The following is a 19,232-nucleotide window of genomic DNA, read 5'->3' as shown; positions in this document are numbered from 1 at the left end:
AAGCAGGCTGATCATTCAGCACAGAGCTCAGGCAGCGACATGGAATGGCGGAGACCGAAGCACAAGTGCCACAGAAACCGAGGGGGTGCGCCCCCTCCATGATTACCCAGAAACCGCTCTTCTTACGACGCCAGGCTGTTTCATTCTGAGGACCAGTTTTAAAGGCCTTATCCAGAAAAATGCCGCCCGCCTCAACGGTCCAGAAGGCATTCTCTGTGCTTTTGGCAACCTCAAAATGGTGGGCATGGCTAGAAATGCAATGCTTGCGCTCACGTTTGGAGAGCTCGGCAGGGGTTTTGAAAAGGAACAGATATATAATGCAAAGGATGGGTGAAGAGCCAGGTCATTTCACCCTGGGAATTAGGAATACCCTCTAACGTCGATTGATCCGAGATGCTGATGCGGCCCTCTTGCATAAGGGTGGCAATGGCTGGATCAAGATTACGAATCAGGGTACGCATATCTTCGGTTTCGGAATGGCGATTAAGCCAGAGTTGATCATGATAGCCACGACTGATCATCTGATAGCCCCCTGTCTTCTCCAGGTCCTCATCAATCAGTAGCAGCAAATCAACAATCACCTGTTTTTCTTCTTTCCATATAATGCGGTGATCGGACACAGTTAAATGGTTGTATTTATGGCAATCAAATAAATCACCAAGCCATAAAACACATTGAATACCAAACTCACGAATCGTAGCGCGCATCATTGCCAGCAAAGAGGGATCGAGATAGGGGAGATGTGCATCACTGGCCACCAGGACGCGGGTCTCATATATTTTACGGCGCAACTCGTATCCAGTTGCTACACCTAATTCATACATGGAAGATACCATCTGGCTTTTTATTGATGGACCCGTTTGCTGATTAATTATCATTTACCCCACCCTTCACTTTACTAAAAGATTTACGAACATCACTGTTCTCTCTGTTATAAATACTACCCGGTTGCATAAACAGGATACATTTCCACCATTTGTCTGCTATACCGATAACACAAACCTGGGATGTAAACAAATGATGAAGGTAAACCTGGTATATGAACGAGAACTCCACTTCCAGCAACCCTGTTTATAGTGTTCAAACAGATCAACCACACATGATAATGGCAATAATTATTGGGAACAATGCTCTCCCCTCTCTTGTATAGAAGGATTTTCTTCTTCACGGAAAAGCTTTGTGGTCTAATTATAACGTGCAAATATAGAAATGCGCAATAAAATCAGGTTATATTTCCACAACCTGTCAGTTAAGATTAAGTTACTAAATTATCTGTGAGTATAGGAATATAAACGATGGCCCTGAAACGTTGCGCCCTCGCAGGGCTTTTTCATGTTCCTCTTTGGCGCCTGCGGCGCCGGGTTGTGAGTGAGGGGTGTGTTTGGTGGGCGCCCACCAAACACACCCCTCACCTGAAAGAATGGACATCTTATCGCTTGCTGGTAATCTCCCTGCGCTCTCTGGACGAACATGAAAAAGCCCTGGCGCCCTCCTATTTATTGTTGAGCTAGCGGAGATTGGTGATATACTTTCAAATGATAGCTCACTCGCATCAAAGCCAGAATACAGCCCGGCAGGCAAATAACTAAGAGAGGCATACGATGGACAGTACGGAGGAATGGTTGCTCTTTATTCCACAGGTATCAGCCGCATCGAGCAAGCTGCGCGCTATGTTTGCAAGGCGATTACAAGGTATAGGAGCGGTACAACTTCAAACGAATCTCTGGCTACTTCCATATACGCCTGAACACGAAAAACTCATCATAACCATCATCACTGAGCTCGAAAGATACGGCGGTAGCGGCTTTTTTTTCCGCTCGCAGGCCGGTAAAAGCGAGATGCAGCAGCGCCTGATTGTGCATTTTCAAATCCTACAACACCAGGAATATATGACGTTTATGCGCTCCTGCCAGGAATTTCTAACCCGGATAGAGCAACCTGCCCTCAACAATGACTGGAGCTTTGATATCCTCGAAGAAAATGAACGCGCGCTCCATAAGCTCACGACCTGGCTCCCCAAACTGCAACGGCGCGACTTCTTTCCTGATGAGCACAGTGCTCAAGCCAGGACACTCTACGAGCAATGCAGCCAGGCATTATACGAGCTCGCCATTACTGTTTATACCTATCACAACACACATGCGAGTCCTGACCAAACCACGACAAGCGAGAAGGCAGAAAATGAAAGCTGAACCACTACTCTACTTAGCAGATAGTTAAACCTTAATGACTGAGTTGAGGAATAACATCATTAACCAGTGTTTGTAGTGTAATCAAATTAGGGAATCCTTCGCATGAGAGAATAAAATAGTCGATGCCAAGATCAATAAAAGGACGCATCTGATCAATAATCTGTCTGGGTGTGCCAACAAAGGTATGTGATGAATTATGGATTTTGCCAGAAGCTAATTCATGCACGATAGATTCATTGGGGCACAGACGCAATTAGCCTGCAGCGTTCGACGCAGCGTGGCAGGATCACGGCCAACCTCGGCACAGGCTTGCTCACAATTGGCGATATGTTTTTTAACGCTATCGATATCGGCGCCCATAATATTCCACCAATCAGCATGGCGGGCGGTAAGACGCATCATCTTGGGCTGCAAACTCGCCACCATAATGGGCGGTATAGGGTCAGGTTTAGGGTGGCAATACGCGTTTCTCACCTGGTGATGCTGGCCCTCAAAAGTCACATTATCCTCTTGCCAGAGGGCTTTGGTGATCAACAAGGTCTCTTCCAACTCCTCAACCCGTATCCCCGGTGGGGGAAAATAGATATTATAGGCCTCGCATTCTTCCTCATTCCAGCCCGCCCCAATACCAAAAATAAAACGCCCTTTACTCATATACTGCAAGGTAGCAGCCATCTTCGCCAGCACAGCGGGATTGCGAAAGAGTTGGCAAAGGACGATATGTCCAAATTTTAAATCCGGCTTTTTAGCCATCAAATAAGTCAGGGCAGTCCAACCCTCTAAAAAGTCCTGATCCCCAAATTGCAAATGGTCAGAGAACCAGGCGGAATCGAACGAACCTGAGATAATTTCCAGGCCCTTTTCATATGCCCTCAGATAGGCATCGCGATCTATATTCCCATTCCCAACGGGCATAGACCAACCAAATTGAACACCAGCCATAACAATCTCCTTCTGTATCCCTATACCCATCAATACGATGCACAAAGCAGTAGCGTATACAATATAGGAACGAACCAGAAGCGGCTCCTATTCTCAGGTTATACGAGCTCTAATCTTGATACGTAGGAGAAAATTTAAAGCAAAGTTTTCAGGGCTACAGTTGTGCTTGCGACTACCGACAATCATTCATAGAATGAACACGAAATGATACTCAAGCAGTCATGAACAAGGAGCAGAGCATGCATTACCGAACTTTGGGGCGGACAAATATCAAGGTCTCTGAAATAGGCTATGGGGCCTGGGGTATCGGCAAATCACAATGGATAGGAGCGGACGACCAGGAGTCACTAAAGGCACTACAGAAGGCAATTGACCTGGGTGTAAACTTTATCGACACTGCTCTGGCCTATGGTGAGGGGCATAGTGAACAGTTAGTCGGCCAGGTGGTGCGCAAAAACGCGGATAAACGCATTTATGTCGCTACCAAGATACCACCGAAAAACCTGCAGTGGCCTGCCCAGCCAGGAGTTCCGGTCCAGGAGGTCTTTCCTAAAGATTACATCCTCGAATGTAGCGAGAAAAGCCTGCGCAACCTTGGCACCGATACACTGGATATCCAGCAATTTCATGTCTGGAATGACGATTGGGTGGGCCAGGGCGATTGGCTTGAAGCGATTCAACAATTAAAAGAACAGGGGAAGATCCGCTTCTTTGGCGTTTCTATTAATGATCACCAGCCTGACAATGCACTGCGCCTGATTGAGACTGGCGTGGTAGATACGGTTCAGGTTATCTACAATGTATTCGATCAGAGTCCTGAAGATAAGCTTTTCCCAGCCTGCCAGCAACACAATATCGGGGTCATTGTACGTGTGCCGCTCGATGAAGGTAGCCTGACCGGCAAAATCACGCCCGACAGCACCTTTGATCCTCAAGATTTTCGTAACCAGTATTTCCAGGGCACGCGCAAAACTGATGTCTACAATCGCGTACGTAGCATGGCTGCCGACCTCGGTATTTCCACAGATGAGCTTGCAGAGACCGCCTTGCGCTATGTACTGAGCAACCCTGCTGTATCCACCATCATTCCTGGTATGCGTTCTGTGCGCAACGCCGAGCGTAACACAGCCATCGGTGATGGTAAAGGCTTGCCACCCGAAAAAGTAAAAAAATTGAAAAAGTATCGCTGGGTACGCAACTTTTATGCCTCATAAGATGACATTCCTCACTCCATCTCGCCTGCGGCGAGAATGGGGTGAGGAATGTCAGAAAACTATCATGCCTTCCATTCCGCTGCTTAAGAGTTTAGATATTTGCGCAACGCCAGCAAAGCTGTATACATTAGAGCATACAATAAAGCAATACCAAACGCTATCACCAGCAGTTCTAGCAATGGAAAAATTGTCATAATGATTCCCATATAGCTATGTAACTCCTCATAATCCTTAAATATCCTTCTATATTCATAAACGTTACTATAACTCTGTTATCAAAACCATCCACATGAACGCAGCAAAAAAGAGAGAAACAAAAATTGCTTCTCTCTTTGGACTCTATGCAACTTTTACAAGAATTTCATTTCGCCATTACAAACGGAGAGGGCACGTGCCGCTAATGCGGGCACGCCTCGCTCAAGGACAGGGAAAAAGGGATCATCCGTGGTGCCAGAGAGGTAGCGCTTATAGCTACCTTCCAGTAAGATGGCTAGTTTCCAGATTGCTAACGCGACATAGAAGTCTATATGCTCGACTTTGCGCTGCGTGCGTTCCATATAGCGTTGGACCAGCTCTGCACGGGTCGAGAAACCAGGTTGTCCGGTAATCTCCCAGGAGGCGTCACCAAGCGTAAAAGGTGGATCGCCAGCTTCACGCCAGAACGAGAGCAGATAACCAACATCCGCTAACGGATCGCCCAGGGTCGCCATCTCCCAGTCCACAATCGCCAGCACACGAGCGGGCGGCTCAGGGACCAGCAACGCATTATCCAGGCGGTAATCCCCATGGACAATGGTCGCATGCAAGCTTTCAGGCAAGTGTTCCTGCAGCCAGAGGGTAACCTCATCTAAATCAGGAATATCGCGTGTGCGCGAGGCATCCAGCTGACCCGTCCAGCGCCGCAGTTGGCGAGCCAGGTAGCCATATGGCTTCCCAAAACCCTCTAAACCCACTGCCTGCCAATCCACCAGGTGCAATTCGGCCAGTGCATCGATTAAGGCCTCCCCGATGCCGGCACGCGCCTGGATATTGCTGGCGAAAGCCGCTGGCAGTCGATCGCGAATGGCAATTCCCGGGATACGCTCCATCAGATAAAAAGGGGCACCAATTACCTGAATGTCATCACAATAGAGTAGGGGACGTGGAACAGGAACAGTGGTATCCGCCAGGGCGCTTAGAACGCGATATTCGCGCCCCACATCGTGGGCCGTGGGTAGCAAAGGACCATAAGGTGGTCGGCGCAATACAAACTCTTGTGTCCCGGACGTAATAAAGAAGGTCTCGTTGGAGTGGCCACCCCGGACGCGCTCAATCACTAAAGGCATGGTCGCATCCGCCAGCGGCAGAGCCTGCGCCAGGTAAGCTTGTAAGGCGACACTATCAACCAGGCGGCGTTCTAAATCGCTACTCATCTACAGGTCACCCCCCTTGTGATCCAGCTTCTGCTCAATCCTGGTTTTTTCAGATCGGGCAACGACGGGGAGAGACTAAAATCAATCATATTTTACCCTTTGTAAATATAGCCTTGAAAAAGTTGCATGACGCGCTCAACCATTGTGCAGGATGAAGTAGAAAGCGGCTGCCAGGGCAACGTTTTTCTTCCTGTCAAGAAGCACAACAATATGGCACACCCATATCCTACCAGCCAATGGAAATTTGCTTGAATATTTGTATGATAGCAGCTTGAGCTAAAAAAAGGCAAGTTGAGAGACTTCCATGTTGTACTGAAATAACATATAGATCAGCGCCAGCATAGAAAAGCCAATATATGTTTTAAAAGCAATCGTAAACGCCGCCTGGACGCGGCTAGCTCCGCCGCCACTGGCTCAGCTATTCAACTTGAGCAGTGGCGAGGAAACGGGTTCACCTATCAGGCAGCTGCGCTCATACGATTGAACGGCATGACAGTAGAAAGAACTCAACCGTGTTGGCATTTAGCGCCGTTGAATGTGGTGGCCTGGCCTTTTACCGGTTCGATACACGGTCTCGTATTCTGAAGCCAGAATAGCTTCGCGTATATCCAACTGCTTCCATAAAGCATCAATTAAAGCGTAGGAGATGTCTAATTCAGATAGACGCTGTTCTAATTCTTTGTGCTCAAGGTCCAGGAGGGCGCGCTGTTTTTCTAGTTGATGGCGTTGCTGTTTGAACAGTTGAGCTTCTTCATCTAGTTCTTGAAGGGGTGAATGTCTTTGAGTCGCAAAAGGTTCGATGTCTTCTGGTTCATGAAATAGCATACCGTACCTCCCCAACGTTCTTCTATTCATTGCTGCGTATTTCATTGCTTGAGAAAAGCATAACATGTTTAGAACATAAATGCTATCTTTCAGAAGAAAGTAATGTTGCTTTTTGTGGGCGTGTGCTGACGCACCCGACCAGATTTATAGAGAGGGGCAAAAAGTGCGCAGTTGCGCACTTTTTGCCCCTCTCTATAAATCTGGTCGTCATAAATCTGGTCGTTCACTCTATATAAATCTGGTCGTTCAAATGAACGGCTACTTTTTCATTGGTGAATGTCATATAGATACTAGTAAAAGGGCGTGACAGCATAATGCTTAAGTCTTATAAGCTTGTCTGGCACGCTCACTGAGTAAAAATGCCTGCTATCCATTTTAAATATGCAGGAATGATATCCAATGAATAGCTGAAAAAGCGTTGCTTTTGGTTAAGGTTCAGCTCAATGAAGGGATGCGAGGGCAATTTTACAGTTACTTCCCAATATGTCATTAAAATGACATAAATTATAAGGGCAAATAATACCATGTTTGCAGAATTTTCCTGATTATTACCCTTAAGATATTGACTTTCTCATTAAATGGCTGTATTATTTCATCAATGAAACAAACATGATTTCATTGAATGGACAATGAATTAGTGTTGTAGTGACACCTGTCACTAGCGCATGAGGAAGGAATGTGTGATTGGCTCGGTCACAGTGAAAGATGTTGCTCGTAAAGCGGATGTATCAGTGGGCACTGTCTCACGTGTATTTAACAATCATAGCAATGTCTCGGAAGAGATACGCGGCCGAGTACTAAGGGCAGCGGCGGAACTGGGCTATGATCGCCCGGTCAATCCTGAGCCACCACGTACAGGCAATCGCGCTATCAAGGAGATTGGGTTTCTCTATGGGGACCTCTCTGATAGCGGAGCAACCACCAGTAATCCATTCTGGACACATATTTTAAGTGTGTTGAGCAAGAGCAAGAGGCTCGTCGCTCTAGTATCAAGGTAACGTATAGATCCATTGAAGAGCTGGTCCCATTGCCCAGGAATTGCTTTCGACAATTCAAGAGATGAAGCTGGGCGGCATCTTGCTGGTGGGTCCTGCCGAACGTGAAACGGTAGAAATATTGAAAAGTATCGAAGTACCGATGGTGCTGGTCGACAATTATATCCCGGTCTTTCTATCAATTCGGTGTTGAGTGACAATTTTGAGGGCGCACGCATGGCTGTAAATCATTTAATTGATAATGGTCATCGGCAGATTGCCTTCATTGGTGGCCCGATCTTACCTGGTCCAAGGCCAATAGATACCATCTATACATTTGAGCGGCGTGGAGCGGGCTATCGTACAGCTTTACTGGATGCGGGTATACCAGTAAATTATGCTTTAATCGATAATGACAGTTCTGGAATCGATGGCGGCTATCAGGCCTGTCAACGCTTGATAGAACGTAGAGCGCCATTTACAGCACTGTTTTGTGCGAACGATGAAATTGCAATTGGAGCAATGAAAGCATTAAGGCTCGCGGGATATCGTCTACCCGAAGATGTGTCGGTCCTTGGGTTTGATGATATTGCGCTGGTTGAACATCTGACCCCCGCCTTAACAACCATACGCGTGAAAAAAGAAGCCATGGGGTCGATAGCAGTCAAACGGCTACTGGAGCTGGGCAATGATCCATTTGATACCAACATATCCAGTATTCTAGAAGTCGAGTTGATTGAGCGCGATTCAGTACACTGTCTCTTACACTAAAACAATTCGTCGGGTCAAGGATTCATCCTTCTTTGCAGGGAAATATCCTTATCTATATAACAAGGTTGTTTATACCTACGATTGACAATTCGTCCTGTCAAGTTATTGGTTACATTCGGGTCCATTTTATTTTACACGAAGGAGTGATTCATATGGATTTCTCAATGTCACGACGACAGTTCCTCACACGAAGTGGTCAAGTTGCAATGGCAGCTGGAGTAGGCGGAAGCCTGCTAGCAGCCTGTGGAGGCGGCTCCGGCAGCAATAGCAGCTCTGGCCCGGTCAACCTCACCTTTGGATGGTGGAGCAATACCCCCGCAAAAGACAATTCCATGAAGGCATGGATCAAAGATTTCGAAAAAGCCAATCCCAATATCAAGGTTAAACCCGAAATTCTCCCCTGGGGTAACTACTGGGATAAATTAAAGACCACCACAGCTGGTGGTAATGCATACGATATCATTGGTATGTCCAGTGGTATGGCTGCCCCTTACTTTGATAGCGGCGCATTGGCCGACCTGACCACATTTTCTGACTATACTGATGCCACCAAATCACTGAGTCCGGCAACCCTGACATTGAGCCAGTGGAGTGGCAAAACCTTCGCTTTACCTATTGGTACCTCAATCTCTGTGCTCGGTTACAATAAGGCATTGCTCGATGCAGCTGGCGTCGCCGCCCCTGATCCAGTTAAAGCCATGACCTTCGATGAGTTCAAAACCATGGCCAAAAAGCTGACCAAGATCCAGAACGGCAAGGGTGTCCAGTACGCAATCAACCCAACCGACATTCTGGATTATGATATGTTCATTCGCATGAATGGTGGCAAAACCTTCGACAATCCAGTCAACCCAACCAAAGTCACCACGAATAACCCGGAGGGTATTCAAGGTCTGACCGATTATCTGAGCTTGTTCACCGAGAAACTGGCTCCTCCTTACAATGAACTGACCAATGGCCCTGGTCCTTCGACATCGGTGCTCTGGATACGGGTAAAATCGCCTTTGCGCGTGTCGGACCCTGGCTCTTCTCCGATATGGCCAAAAATCCCAACTATGGTATTACGCCGATCTTTACCATCAAGCAGTCAGTGATTACAGGTGGCGTTAACAGCCTGGCAGTTTACAAGGGCAGCAAGAACCAGCAGGCAGCCTGGCAATTCTTGAAGTGGGCAACCCAGACAAATCCTGAGATCAGCTTTGCGAAATTCAGTGATATTCCTGCTGAAAAGAATGCCTTCTCACAACTGAGCAGCTATCTGCAGCCGCCTAAGTTTGCTCCTACAATGGAAACAGCCTTCCAGTCCTTCCAGCCTAGCTTGATGACAACAAAAGATCAGCTGGCCACCACCCTGGGCGATATTATCACCGATATGATGGCAGGAAAATTAACGCCTGCACAGGCAGCAGCCAAGATGGAACAGCAAGGGAATTCAATCCTCGCGTCTGCATAATCTGCTATTAAGATGACACATCGAGGCGGTCAGGCAAAACAATATATGTGAACACTGTGAAGTTTCTCCTCTTCATTGTTTTGTCCTGGCCTTCTCTTTGAGAAATCTCGGTGATGTTGGGAATGGTTCTGTTACTGGCTCCATTCATCGACGAGTGTTTAGAAAGTGAACTGGCCCATGATATCTACATCACAACATCAACCAGCGCTGCCCGGTCGCCAATCCTCAAAACCATACAAACAACCAAATATGTTGCAGCGACTGTTGCGTAACGAAAGTTTAAAGGGTTATCTCTATATTAGTCCCTGGCTCATTGGTTTCCTGATGCTGGGGCTCTGGCCAATTATCCAGACGTTCTATTACAGTTTCACCAAATTCAACCTGTTCAATGATCCTGTCTGGATTGGTTTTAAAAATTATCAGGACATCCTGACACGTGATCCCATCTTTTTGCAGGCTTGCTTGAATATGGTCATCTACGTGTCATGCTCAACGGTCATTAGCATTGTTGGTGGACTGGGACTGGCACTACTGCTTAATCGTAGTTTCCCCGGTAACCATTTCTTTCGTACGGTCCTGTATATTCCCAGTCTCCTCGTAGGTGTGGCGATCGCCAAGCTCTTTAAAGCAATTTTCGCGGCCGGACAAGATGGCCTGGCCAACGTATTTCTTGGCCTCTTTCACATCGATCCTGTCAACTGGCTGGGCGACTATAATCGTCCCTGGATGGGCCTGGTAGCAATGATCGCAGTGAACTTCTGGTTCATCGGCGGCACGATGTTGATCTTTCTGGCTGGCCTGAAAGGTATCTCTGAGACCTACTATGAGGCGGCAAGAATCGATGGAGCCGGAAAATGGTCTACATTCTGGCAGATTACGGTTCCCTTGCTCGCACCGGTTATAGTCTTCAATACGATCCTGACCCTCATCGGACATATTCAGGTCTTTGAGACGCCGTTGGTCTTTGCTTCCAGTCAAGGAACTGTCAGTACCGGAAATCCACTTGGCTATCATAACAGCCTGGCTGTGTTTCTAACCTACATTTACCGACGTGCCTTCATCTCCAATGATTATGGTTATGCCTCAGCATTGTCGGTGACCGTCTTTGCCATCACATTAATCCTGACGATGTTTGTACTTGCGACAATTCGCTTTAGCCATTATAGCGAGCAAGAGGGTTAATAAACACGCATAGGAAAGTCTGGTGATCATAAGACAATGTTGTCCCTCTTCAATAAGGAGGAAAAGAATCTTTCCTGACGAAAGGCAAGCTTATGAGTACGATACAGAGAGCCGAGAGGCCAACTACTTCTACATCGACACGGGCATTTAATCAGAAACGGCAACAGCGAGGCCAACAGCTGCTGCGTCTGAGTTATATCTGGACATATGCTGTCCTGATCGTACTTAGCCTGTTGATTTTGATGCCTTTTCTCTGGCTGGTCTCTTCTTCATTGAAGAATGAGTTTCAGTATTTCGCAATTCCAATTCAATGGATTCCTAATCCGTTCCAGTGGTCCAACTATGTTGAGGTCTTTACCCAATATAATTTCGCCCACTATATATTCAATAGCGTCTGGCTGGCCGTCTATGCGGTGGTAGCTACGACCTTTTCATCGGCCATTGTAGCGTATGGCTTTGCGCGTTTCCGTTTCCGTGGGCGTACACCACTCTTCATATTGCTGCTGGCAACAATGATGATTCCATCCCAGATGTACACGATCCCACTCTACATCATTTTTAGAAATCTGGGCTGGATTGATACCTATCTGCCAATTATGGTTCCCAGCTCTTTGGCAGTGCATTTAACATCTTCCTGTTCCGGCAATTCTTTATCGGCCTGCCACGCGAAATTGATGAGGCCGCACGTATTGATGGCTGCGGAAGTTTCCGCATCCTCTGGAACATGATCCTGCCACAATCACGACCAGTAATAATTGTAGTCGCGATTTTCACATTCTTAAGTAGCTGGCGTGACGCATGGGGCCCACTGATCTACCTCAGTAGCGATGCAAACCGCACGGTGCCGCTGGGATTACTCTTCTTTTCTAATCCCTTCAAATCTGTTGATCCACAGATGATGGCTGCGACTCTGGTTGCACTGGTAGTTCCAGTTGTACTCTATGCCTTAGGACAACGCTATATCGATAGTGGTGTCAGCATTGCTGATGTAAAATAGTGCGAAACTATCAAGTAGGTAGACCCACAAACATAGCAGAGGGTTTACCTACAACGATATGGTTGAGAAAAAACGTTATCTATTCTAGCACCCATATTTAGTATTTAGAGAGAAATCTTATGGCGCAAACACAACTCTGTAGGCAAAAGAACATCGTCGTCTTTTCCGATCCTGCATATCCTGATTGGTATTCACCGGAGGCCCTGGCGCAACTTATTCCAGGAGAGGCACACTTTGTGGATGCCGCCACGCTGAGTTCTGCCTTGCAGGAACATTGTGAGCTTTTTATCTCATTTCATGGTCCATATTTCCCTAAAGATGCCTGGCCGGCCATCATAGAGTTTCTAGAACAGGGTGGAAATATAGCCCTATTCGGTGGCATGCCTTTCACGCGGCCAGTACGTGCAGATGGAACGATCGAAGCAGAGCAAGAAGAATATACGCGACAACTCTACCTGGGGCCCTCTTTTGCATTGCAGTTACCTGAAACAGATTTGCGCCTGACGGATGCAGAAGCCATATCACGCCATCCACAGCATACAGTGCAATTGACGGCGACCCAGGTGGGTAAGTGCTGGTCATTTTATCCTAAATTGTCACAGGTATCGGATCATCCTGAAGAAATGGGAGCCGCGGGTCCATTCGATACGCTGTTAACGTCTTTGCTATACCTGGATACACAAACTAGCGGAGAAAAAATTGGCCACACTGCGGCGGTAGCTTCATTGCTCGACCAGCAATCGGGGCGGTTTCAGGGTGGTCGCTGGCTCATCTCTCCCTGGCAACCAGCTACATTTGATGAATGGTTAAAGATCTCCAATATTTTAAAACATTTCTTATCCCTGACGGCTGCTGGAGCAACCGTGTTGCAGGCTCGACCACAAAATGCCTGCTATTTTGTAGGCGAAATTCCTACGATCACCCTTTCCTCGCGCTCACACCAGGCCCAAAGCGCTGAGGTCAAAGTCTTAACGCCGCATCATACCCTGCTCCAAACATTTAAGACCGAGCTGCCTGGCTCCCCTTATGTGCAAGAAAGCAGCTTGCACTTATCCGCTCCCATCAGTGAGCCTGGCCTCTATACAGTAGAGGTATGCTTTGAGAATGAACAAGGGCTGGAATGGCATGAGAAAACAGGCTTCTGGTACTGGGATACGGCACTGGTCGAGGAGAGCACTGGGCTGCTTTTAGAGGCTGGCCGGGACTACTTCTATCAACAAGGGACGCCTTTTCCTCTCTATGGCACTACGTATATGGATAGCAAGGTCCAACGCAAGTTTCTAGCTCAGCCGAATCCGGCACGCTGGGATAGCGACTTCGCTGAGATGAAGCAGGCCGGCATTAACGTAATCCGCACGGGCATCTGGACCGGCTGGCGCGACATGATGGCTGATCCAGGAAGGATAAATGAGGCGGCATTGAGAGCGCTGGATGCTTTTGTGATGACGGCTTGCAAGTATCAGATCCAGGTTATCTTTACTTTCTTTTCTTTTTACCCACCCCTCTTCGAAGGCAACAATCCATGGTTAGATCCTCGTTCATTGCAAGGTCAAGCGGATTTTGTCACCATTCTCGCCCGCCGTTATGCACAGGTAAAATTGCTCTCCTGGGATCTGATCAACGAGCCGAGTTTTGGCGATCCAAAAACCATCTTTAGCCAGCGTCCCTTGCCTAATTACGACCGCTATGAAGTGGCAGCTTTTCAAAGCTGGCTGGCGGAACGTTACAGCATTGCAGAGCTACAGCAGCGCTGGCGCCAGACGCCACAGGATTTCGCTAGCTGGGACCAGGTTTCGTTACCTGTGGCTGACGACTATGTCGCAGATCCACGCATCAATGGGACCAGAAATATGCTCAAGGTGATGGATTATACCTTCTTTTCACAGGATATGTTCACACGTTGGGCCACGCTGATAGTCAAAGCGATCCGTGCCGCGGGCTGTACCACAATAATTGGGGCGGGCCAGGATGAAGCCTATTCACGCATCTCACCACAATTCTATGCCCCGGCCCTCGATTATGGCACCACTCATCCCTGGTGGAACAATGATAGCCTGCTCTGTGATATGCTGCTGGATAAACATATCAGTCACCCTAATATCATTCAGGAAATCGGCGTTATGCTGGTGCGCGATGTCGATATGCGGCCATTGCGCAGTGAGCAAGAATGCGCCAATCTACTCGAGCGAAAATTAATCACGGGCCTCATTGGACGAGGCGCTGGCCTGATTCAATGGCTCTGGCATACCAATGCTTATATGACCAGCGATAATGAGAACAGTATCGGCCTGGTACGCCCCGATGGTAGCGCGAAACCTGAATTGAAGGTTGTGCGCGAGATTGGACGTTTAATCCAGCAGATCGGCACGTCCATGATCGAAGCAGAACAACCACCCACAACCTGGGTAGTGATTCCCTATTCACAATGGTTCTTACGCCCGGATCTGGCGCTCGAAGCTTCTCAGCAAACCATACGTATTCTAGGCTATGATCTAGGCATTATTCCTCAGATGGTGGGCGAGCAGCAATTAGAAGAGTTGCTCGGGCAACATCGGCCGCAGACTATCATACTCCCAGGCGTGCAGCATCTTTCTGAGTCAGCCTGGCAGGCCTTGCTCGCCTTTGTCGAGCGCGGAACTACACTACTGGTAAGCGGTGTACTGGGACGAGACCAGCATAACCTCAATACTTCAACCCGGATAGCAGAATTTGATAGTAAATTGCAAGCCATTGAGCCTATTTCACGCTATGAGCAGTTGCAGGGACTAAATGGACGGAGTTATCAGTTTGGCTATGGTGGTGATAAAATTGCCTACATTAAAAAGGCACACAACCATATCCATGAGTATCATCATGGAGAGGGCCGCATCCTCTGGTCAGGTCTCCCTATCGAACAATCACACAGCACAGACGCTATTCGCGCCATCTATCGAGAAGCGCTCAGTATAGAGAGTCGTAATGGGGAACAGGATAGCCCTTATCTGATGGCACAGTGCCCATTAAAGCATGGGAAGCTCACGCTAATCGTGTCCGAGAGCTCACAAACAGGCGAACTTGAGCTAGAGGAAGGTCAACGCGTACAGGTTGCAGCCAATCGTGCTGGCGCTATTCTCCACCAGGATGATGGAACCTCGCTGTACTTTGGTGGTGTTCAGGCATTATAAAATCTAACAGAAAGAGGGCGGGCGATGTAATTGCATAGCTCGCCCTCTTTCTGTTAGATTTTAAGGTTATTGCATTGTTAGATCATCCTGCAAAAAACGCAAAGCGATCAAAATATAGGCCCTGGCAGCGGTCAGGACCTCTGTGATATGCACATGCTCATCGGGCATATGGGCCACACGCACATCGCCGGGACCCAAAAGCAAAGAGGGGATCTGGCCAAGATTGACCAGTTGGCGCAGATCGGTACCGGCGGTAATTCCCTCAATGGCAGGCGCATGACCGGTCAAATCTTGCAGACAGGCACCACAACACTGCACCAGAGGATGATCCTGGGGGATTTCACCACTCTCAAACTGGCCGCCGGTCCACGCGATCTCTAAGGGATGCTCTTTGAGCCAGGGATCAGCCTCAGTCACGCTCTTCAAGGTTTGCTCAAACTGTGCGCGCACAGCCTGGCAACTCTCGCCCATCGCTACCCCGATACGCCCTCAAAGACCAGCTCGTCTGGAACGGACGAAGACCAGTTTCCTGCCTGCACGCGTCCAATACTCAACGGATAAGGTATTTCAAATTTTCCCAGTAGTGGATGGGTGATGTTGCTATTGCGCTCTTTCTCCAGTTGGAGCAGCACGCGATGAAGCTCTAGATATTTCTCTACAGCACTGACACCTTCCAAGCGCATACATGCATGGGCAGACTTCCCACTTACGCGCACCTTGAAGGTTAGAGCTCCAGCCTGGGCGGGTATTAACTTCAAGCTGGTTGGCTCACAAATAATGGCTGCGTCACCTGTATGGCCACGCAACAGGGTGGCAAAAGTCCCCAGCCCACCATCTTCCTCACCAATAACGCTCTGCAACATTAATGAACCTGGCAACGAGACACCGGCGTCTTTGATCGCCTTAATAGCATACAGCGCTGCAACCAGGCCACCTTTCATATCACAGGCACCACGTCCATAAATAATATCGCCAGCAAGCTCCGCACCCCAGGGATCATGTGACCACTGCGCGCGATCACCCTCAGGAACTACGTCGATATGACCATTAAAGATCAGCCGCCTGCCAGGACCACCACTGCTTTGCCAGGCCCCACCAGTCCCACGGCCTCATGCTGGCTACGATCAACTTCCATACCAGGAAAGGCAGCATGGTGCTGCAGTTCCGCAACATCAATGGTCCACATATCTACATCCAGGCCAAGCTCTAGCATCTGCTTTCCCAACCAATGCTGCGCTTCAGTCTCTTGCCCGGTGATATCAGGAATGCGCAATAGCACACGAAAGGTCTCTACCAACCGATCCTCATCCAGAGCAGCTAGAACTTTTTGCTCAATTGCAGTTAGCATCATTACTCGAACCTTCTTCTAGCAAAATACAACAATCATCACAGGCATTCGGTACTTGATATATTTTTATATAGCACATTTTTTGCACCATATAAAAATATATCGCACATCCACCAGAGCTCAACCTTCCCTTAGAAAGTAACATTCATTTTTTTTAGCGTCAAGTAAAAATCTATTCACAAACTTTTGCATCTCTTGCCTTATAATAACAGTGTAACTAAAGATAAGGGATCAGTTGATTGTTTGTAACAAAGCTGTACGGAAAACGGCAAGCAAAACTATAATTGTCGTGCTGACGGCAACGGTTTTGATTAGAGAGAAAGTGGGTCTGTTATGAGTCATACAATAGTCTATATTGGATCTTATGCTGAAAGAAGTGCCCAGAGCATCTATATCTATACACTCGATGGCGAAACAGGGAAACTTGCCTATGTTCACAGTACCGGGGGAGTGCTTAACCCTTCTTTTTTAACTGTCAACGCTGACCAGACACGGCTCTATGCGGTGAGCGAAACGACGCAGCAGCCCGGCTCTGTGGTTTCCTATGTACTTGATGCCCATAAAGGCCAGTTAACGCCGATAAATGAACAGTCGACCAATGGAGGCGCTCCCTGCCATATTGCTATTGCTGATAAAGGGAACTTTCTGGTGTTGCCAAACTATATAGGCGGTAGCATCTGCCTCTATCCCATACAGCCTGATGGAAGCATTGGGAATCGTGCCTATGAGGTGCAGCACCATGGTAGCAGCATCAATCCTGATCGCCAGGATACGCCTCATCCTCATTCAACCAATGTTGATCCCAGTGGCAAATTCATTTTTGTGCCAGATCTTGGGCTGGATAAAATCGTTACCTATGAGATAGATCGTGAAGCAAAACAGCTGATCTTGCAGGGTGAGACAGCAGTAAAGCCAGGCTCTGGCCCGCGCCATTTCGTATTCCATCCACAGCATAACTATGCTTATGTGATCAATGAAATAAGCTCGACAATTATCGCCTTTACTTATGATCCAGAGTTGCAGACGCTCGCAGCCATCCAGACGGTTGGTACGCTACCTGCCGATTATCAAGGGGTAAACACCGCTGCAGAGGTCCTGATCCATCCCTCAGGACAATTTCTCTACGGCTCAAATCGGGGACATGATAGCATTGTGGTCTTTGCGCTCAATCCTACGACAGGTCAATTGACGTATGTTGAGCATGTCTCTACGCAAGGAAAGGGGCCACGTAATTTTGCCTTAACTCCTGATGGTGCCATGCTACTGGTGGCCAACCAGGATAGCAGCAACATTGTGAGTTATCGCATCGACCAGCAAACAGGCAAGCTCACAGCAACCGGAGAAAGCCTGGAAATTCCACATCCTGTCTGCCTCAAAATCTTCAATTAACATTTAAAGGTAAATTATAAGTAAAAAGACATGCTGGCTGCGGCAATATCTGGCAAGATTGTCCTGCAGCCAGCATGTCTCTTCATCCGGCTTAGCTCATCAATAGATGGTCCACCTTCGATGCAGCTTCAAGGAATCCAACGTACGATCGATGCCCTCCGAGACCGAGACCACAGGCTCATAAGCTAAATCTCTGCGGGCAGCACTGATGTCAAAGGTCTGCGTACAGGCAAGCATAGTGGCGGTATAGCGTGTCCACATAGGGGTAGTACCCGTCCAGTTGGCACGACGCTCCATGGCAGCGGCCAGCATCAAGGCAAAGGGGAGCGGCATTGTACGCAAGGTCTCAGGAAGCTTTAGACGCTGCAGCACAACGCGCAGGGTGCTCCACAACACCACATGCTCATCGTTGGTAATGATATATGTTTTGCCGCTGGTATTCTGCGCATAGAGCGCCTGCAACAAGGCATGTACTACATTATCTACATAAGTTACGTCGCTCCGATTACGTCCATTGCCGATCTGGTATAAACGTTGTTGACGCGCCAGTTCTAGCAAGCGCGGTAACCAGCGATCGCCAGGGCCAAAAATAGTATGTGGCCGAAGTATGACTGTCTGAACATCCGTCGCAGCATTTACTAATTTCTCTGCGTAATATTTGGAGAGAGGGTACGGCGACGAGAAACGCTGTGGATAAGGGCTGGTCTCTGCAACGTTGAATTGATGCTGACCCCCAAAGGTTACACTTGAGGTCGATACATAGATACAGCGCCTGACACTATGTTTACGGCACCCCTCCAGCACAGCAGCAGTACCATCTACATTGATCTCGAAAAAATCTGTCCAATTGCCCCATGGCTTCACCAGGGCAGCCGCGTGATAGACAGTATTCATGCCAGTACAGGCAGCTGATACCGCCTCGTGATCGCGTAAATCACAGGCCACCGGTATCGCTCCATCATGCATAAGTTCCTGGACGCGCGAAAAGTTGCGACCCATCATATACACCTGGTGTCCGCGATCGAGCAACGCCATCACCAGGCGCCTACCCAGGAAACCAGTACCACCAGTAACGAGAATCTTCACGAATCTATCCTTCTAACTCAAACACGAGAGAAACAACTCTCACCGCCATGCACCTCCCCTCCCACCAGGCAGGTAAATAAGCAAAACTCGTTAATATGTTTGATACAAGTCTCCATTGGGAACATAAAACAGCTGTCCTCTTTGTCTTATAAGCGCCACTGCTATAACGACCATAACCTTCCTCACACATTCAAACGCTGGTACCTACACACAAAAAAGATTTACAGATGCATATTTTTCAGTGTCCTCACCAGGCATGACGAATCACACGCCGTTTCATGAG

At 48.1% G+C, this 19,232-nt stretch carries 22 protein-coding genes; 12 read left to right on the top strand and 10 right to left on the bottom strand.

What is annotated here, in order from left to right:
- Positions 1-269 precede the first annotated feature (269 nt).
- Positions 270-878 carry a metallophosphoesterase gene (locus EL645_RS35910; RefSeq protein WP_136625355.1) on the bottom strand — a complete coding sequence of 203 codons (609 nt, stop codon included), beginning with the start codon at positions 876-878 and terminating at the stop codon, positions 270-272.
- Between the two features lie 723 nt (positions 879-1,601).
- Here EL645_RS35910 and EL645_RS35900 point away from each other — a divergent pair.
- Positions 1,602-2,192, top strand: coding sequence for a Chromate resistance protein ChrB (locus tag EL645_RS35900; RefSeq protein WP_126557204.1), 591 nt, complete (start codon positions 1,602-1,604; stop codon positions 2,190-2,192).
- Positions 2,193-2,223: 31 nt separating this feature from the next.
- Here the strand turns inward: EL645_RS35900 and EL645_RS35895 are convergent, their stop codons facing one another.
- Complete coding sequence (locus EL645_RS35895; RefSeq protein WP_126557203.1) at positions 2,224-2,418, bottom strand: hypothetical protein; 195 nt, start codon at positions 2,416-2,418, stop codon at positions 2,224-2,226.
- Entirely contained in the window at positions 2,406-3,134 is a 729-nt protein-coding gene (locus tag EL645_RS35890; RefSeq protein WP_161977973.1) for an LLM class flavin-dependent oxidoreductase, read from the bottom strand. Before EL645_RS35890 ends, EL645_RS35895 begins: the two co-directional genes overlap by 13 nt.
- A 239-nt stretch (positions 3,135-3,373) precedes the next feature.
- Here EL645_RS35890 and EL645_RS35885 point away from each other — a divergent pair, with 239 nt between their 5' ends.
- Entirely contained in the window at positions 3,374-4,348 is a 975-nt protein-coding gene (locus EL645_RS35885; protein WP_126557201.1) for an aldo/keto reductase, read from the top strand.
- Between the two features lie 83 nt (positions 4,349-4,431).
- On the opposite strand, the gene EL645_RS44880 is transcribed toward EL645_RS35885, so the two are convergent.
- The 3 genes from EL645_RS44880 to EL645_RS35875 all read right to left on the bottom strand — a co-directional run bounded on the left by EL645_RS44880 (position 4,432) and on the right by EL645_RS35875 (position 6,585).
- Positions 4,432-4,554: a hypothetical protein gene (locus tag EL645_RS44880; RefSeq protein ID WP_281276461.1), complete on the bottom strand. Its 123-nt coding sequence runs from the start codon at positions 4,552-4,554 to the stop codon at positions 4,432-4,434.
- Between the two features lie 144 nt (positions 4,555-4,698).
- Positions 4,699-5,760: a phosphotransferase family protein gene (locus tag EL645_RS35880; protein ID WP_126557200.1), complete on the bottom strand. Its 1,062-nt coding sequence runs from the start codon at positions 5,758-5,760 to the stop codon at positions 4,699-4,701.
- A 522-nt stretch (positions 5,761-6,282) separates the two neighbouring features.
- Positions 6,283-6,585: a hypothetical protein gene (locus EL645_RS35875; RefSeq protein WP_126557199.1), complete on the bottom strand. Its 303-nt coding sequence runs from the start codon at positions 6,583-6,585 to the stop codon at positions 6,283-6,285.
- 680 nt (positions 6,586-7,265) lie between these two features.
- On the opposite strand from EL645_RS35875, the gene EL645_RS43530 reads away from it, so the two are divergent.
- From EL645_RS43530 to EL645_RS35840, 9 genes are all read left to right on the top strand, one after another.
- Positions 7,266-7,583 carry a LacI family DNA-binding transcriptional regulator gene (locus tag EL645_RS43530; RefSeq protein ID WP_246035696.1) on the top strand — a complete coding sequence of 106 codons (318 nt, stop codon included), beginning with the start codon at positions 7,266-7,268 and terminating at the stop codon, positions 7,581-7,583.
- Between the two features lie 40 nt (positions 7,584-7,623).
- Positions 7,624-7,773, top strand: a complete 150-nt coding sequence (locus tag EL645_RS43525) for a hypothetical protein (RefSeq protein ID WP_246035695.1) — start codon at positions 7,624-7,626, stop codon at positions 7,771-7,773.
- Between the two features lie 23 nt (positions 7,774-7,796).
- Positions 7,797-8,330 (top strand): LacI family DNA-binding transcriptional regulator, encoded by a 534-nt coding sequence (locus EL645_RS43520; protein WP_246035694.1) that lies wholly within the window; start codon positions 7,797-7,799, stop codon positions 8,328-8,330.
- A gap of 152 nt (positions 8,331-8,482) precedes the next feature.
- Complete coding sequence (locus tag EL645_RS44875) at positions 8,483-9,424, top strand: ABC transporter substrate-binding protein (protein ID WP_126557198.1); 942 nt, start codon at positions 8,483-8,485, stop codon at positions 9,422-9,424.
- Entirely contained in the window at positions 9,313-9,783 is a 471-nt protein-coding gene (locus EL645_RS44870; RefSeq protein ID WP_307720606.1) for an extracellular solute-binding protein, read from the top strand. The genes EL645_RS44875 and EL645_RS44870 overlap by 112 nt, the downstream gene beginning before the upstream one ends.
- Positions 9,784-9,960: 177 nt before the next feature.
- Complete coding sequence (locus EL645_RS35855) at positions 9,961-10,965, top strand: carbohydrate ABC transporter permease (protein WP_126557196.1); 1,005 nt, start codon at positions 9,961-9,963, stop codon at positions 10,963-10,965.
- A 92-nt stretch (positions 10,966-11,057) separates the two neighbouring features.
- On the top strand, positions 11,058-11,693 hold the full coding sequence (locus tag EL645_RS35850) for a carbohydrate ABC transporter permease (RefSeq protein ID WP_126557195.1): 636 nt from the start codon (positions 11,058-11,060) through the stop codon (positions 11,691-11,693).
- Positions 11,594-11,962 (top strand): carbohydrate ABC transporter permease, encoded by a 369-nt coding sequence (locus tag EL645_RS35845; protein WP_126557194.1) that lies wholly within the window; start codon positions 11,594-11,596, stop codon positions 11,960-11,962. The genes EL645_RS35850 and EL645_RS35845 overlap by 100 nt, the downstream gene beginning before the upstream one ends.
- Before the next feature lie 119 nt (positions 11,963-12,081).
- Positions 12,082-15,126 (top strand): alpha-amylase family protein, encoded by a 3,045-nt coding sequence (locus EL645_RS35840; RefSeq protein ID WP_126557193.1) that lies wholly within the window; start codon positions 12,082-12,084, stop codon positions 15,124-15,126.
- Between the two features lie 66 nt (positions 15,127-15,192).
- Here the strand turns inward: EL645_RS35840 and EL645_RS41855 are convergent, their stop codons facing one another.
- From EL645_RS41855 to EL645_RS41845, 3 genes are read right to left on the bottom strand one after another with little or no spacing between them, the layout of a single operon-like run.
- A complete protein-coding gene (locus tag EL645_RS41855; RefSeq protein ID WP_218032217.1) occupies positions 15,193-15,597 on the bottom strand; it encodes a M20/M25/M40 family metallo-hydrolase in 405 nt (134 codons plus the stop codon).
- A 2-nt stretch (positions 15,598-15,599) separates the two neighbouring features.
- On the bottom strand, positions 15,600-16,166 hold the full coding sequence (locus EL645_RS41850) for a M20/M25/M40 family metallo-hydrolase (RefSeq protein ID WP_246035755.1): 567 nt from the start codon (positions 16,164-16,166) through the stop codon (positions 15,600-15,602).
- Between the two features lie 14 nt (positions 16,167-16,180).
- The gene (locus EL645_RS41845; RefSeq protein WP_218032215.1) at positions 16,181-16,477 is read right to left on the bottom strand and encodes a hypothetical protein; all 297 of its coding nucleotides are present in this window, start codon (positions 16,475-16,477) and stop codon (positions 16,181-16,183) included.
- A gap of 330 nt (positions 16,478-16,807) precedes the next feature.
- Here EL645_RS41845 and EL645_RS35830 point away from each other — a divergent pair, with 330 nt between their 5' ends.
- Positions 16,808-17,863, top strand: a complete 1,056-nt coding sequence (locus EL645_RS35830; RefSeq protein ID WP_126557192.1) for a lactonase family protein — start codon at positions 16,808-16,810, stop codon at positions 17,861-17,863.
- A gap of 99 nt (positions 17,864-17,962) precedes the next feature.
- Here EL645_RS35830 and EL645_RS35825 read toward each other — a convergent pair whose 3' ends face one another.
- Positions 17,963-18,949 carry an NAD-dependent epimerase/dehydratase family protein gene (locus EL645_RS35825; RefSeq protein ID WP_126557191.1) on the bottom strand — a complete coding sequence of 329 codons (987 nt, stop codon included), beginning with the start codon at positions 18,947-18,949 and terminating at the stop codon, positions 17,963-17,965.
- Positions 18,950-19,232: the final 283 nt, after the last annotated feature.

Source organism: Dictyobacter kobayashii (assembly GCF_003967555.1).
Taxonomy (GTDB): Bacteria; Chloroflexota; Ktedonobacteria; order Ktedonobacterales; family Ktedonobacteraceae; genus Dictyobacter; species Dictyobacter kobayashii.
Note: the sequence above shows the minus strand (reverse complement) of the source record. Positions and strands in the feature narration are given on the sequence as shown.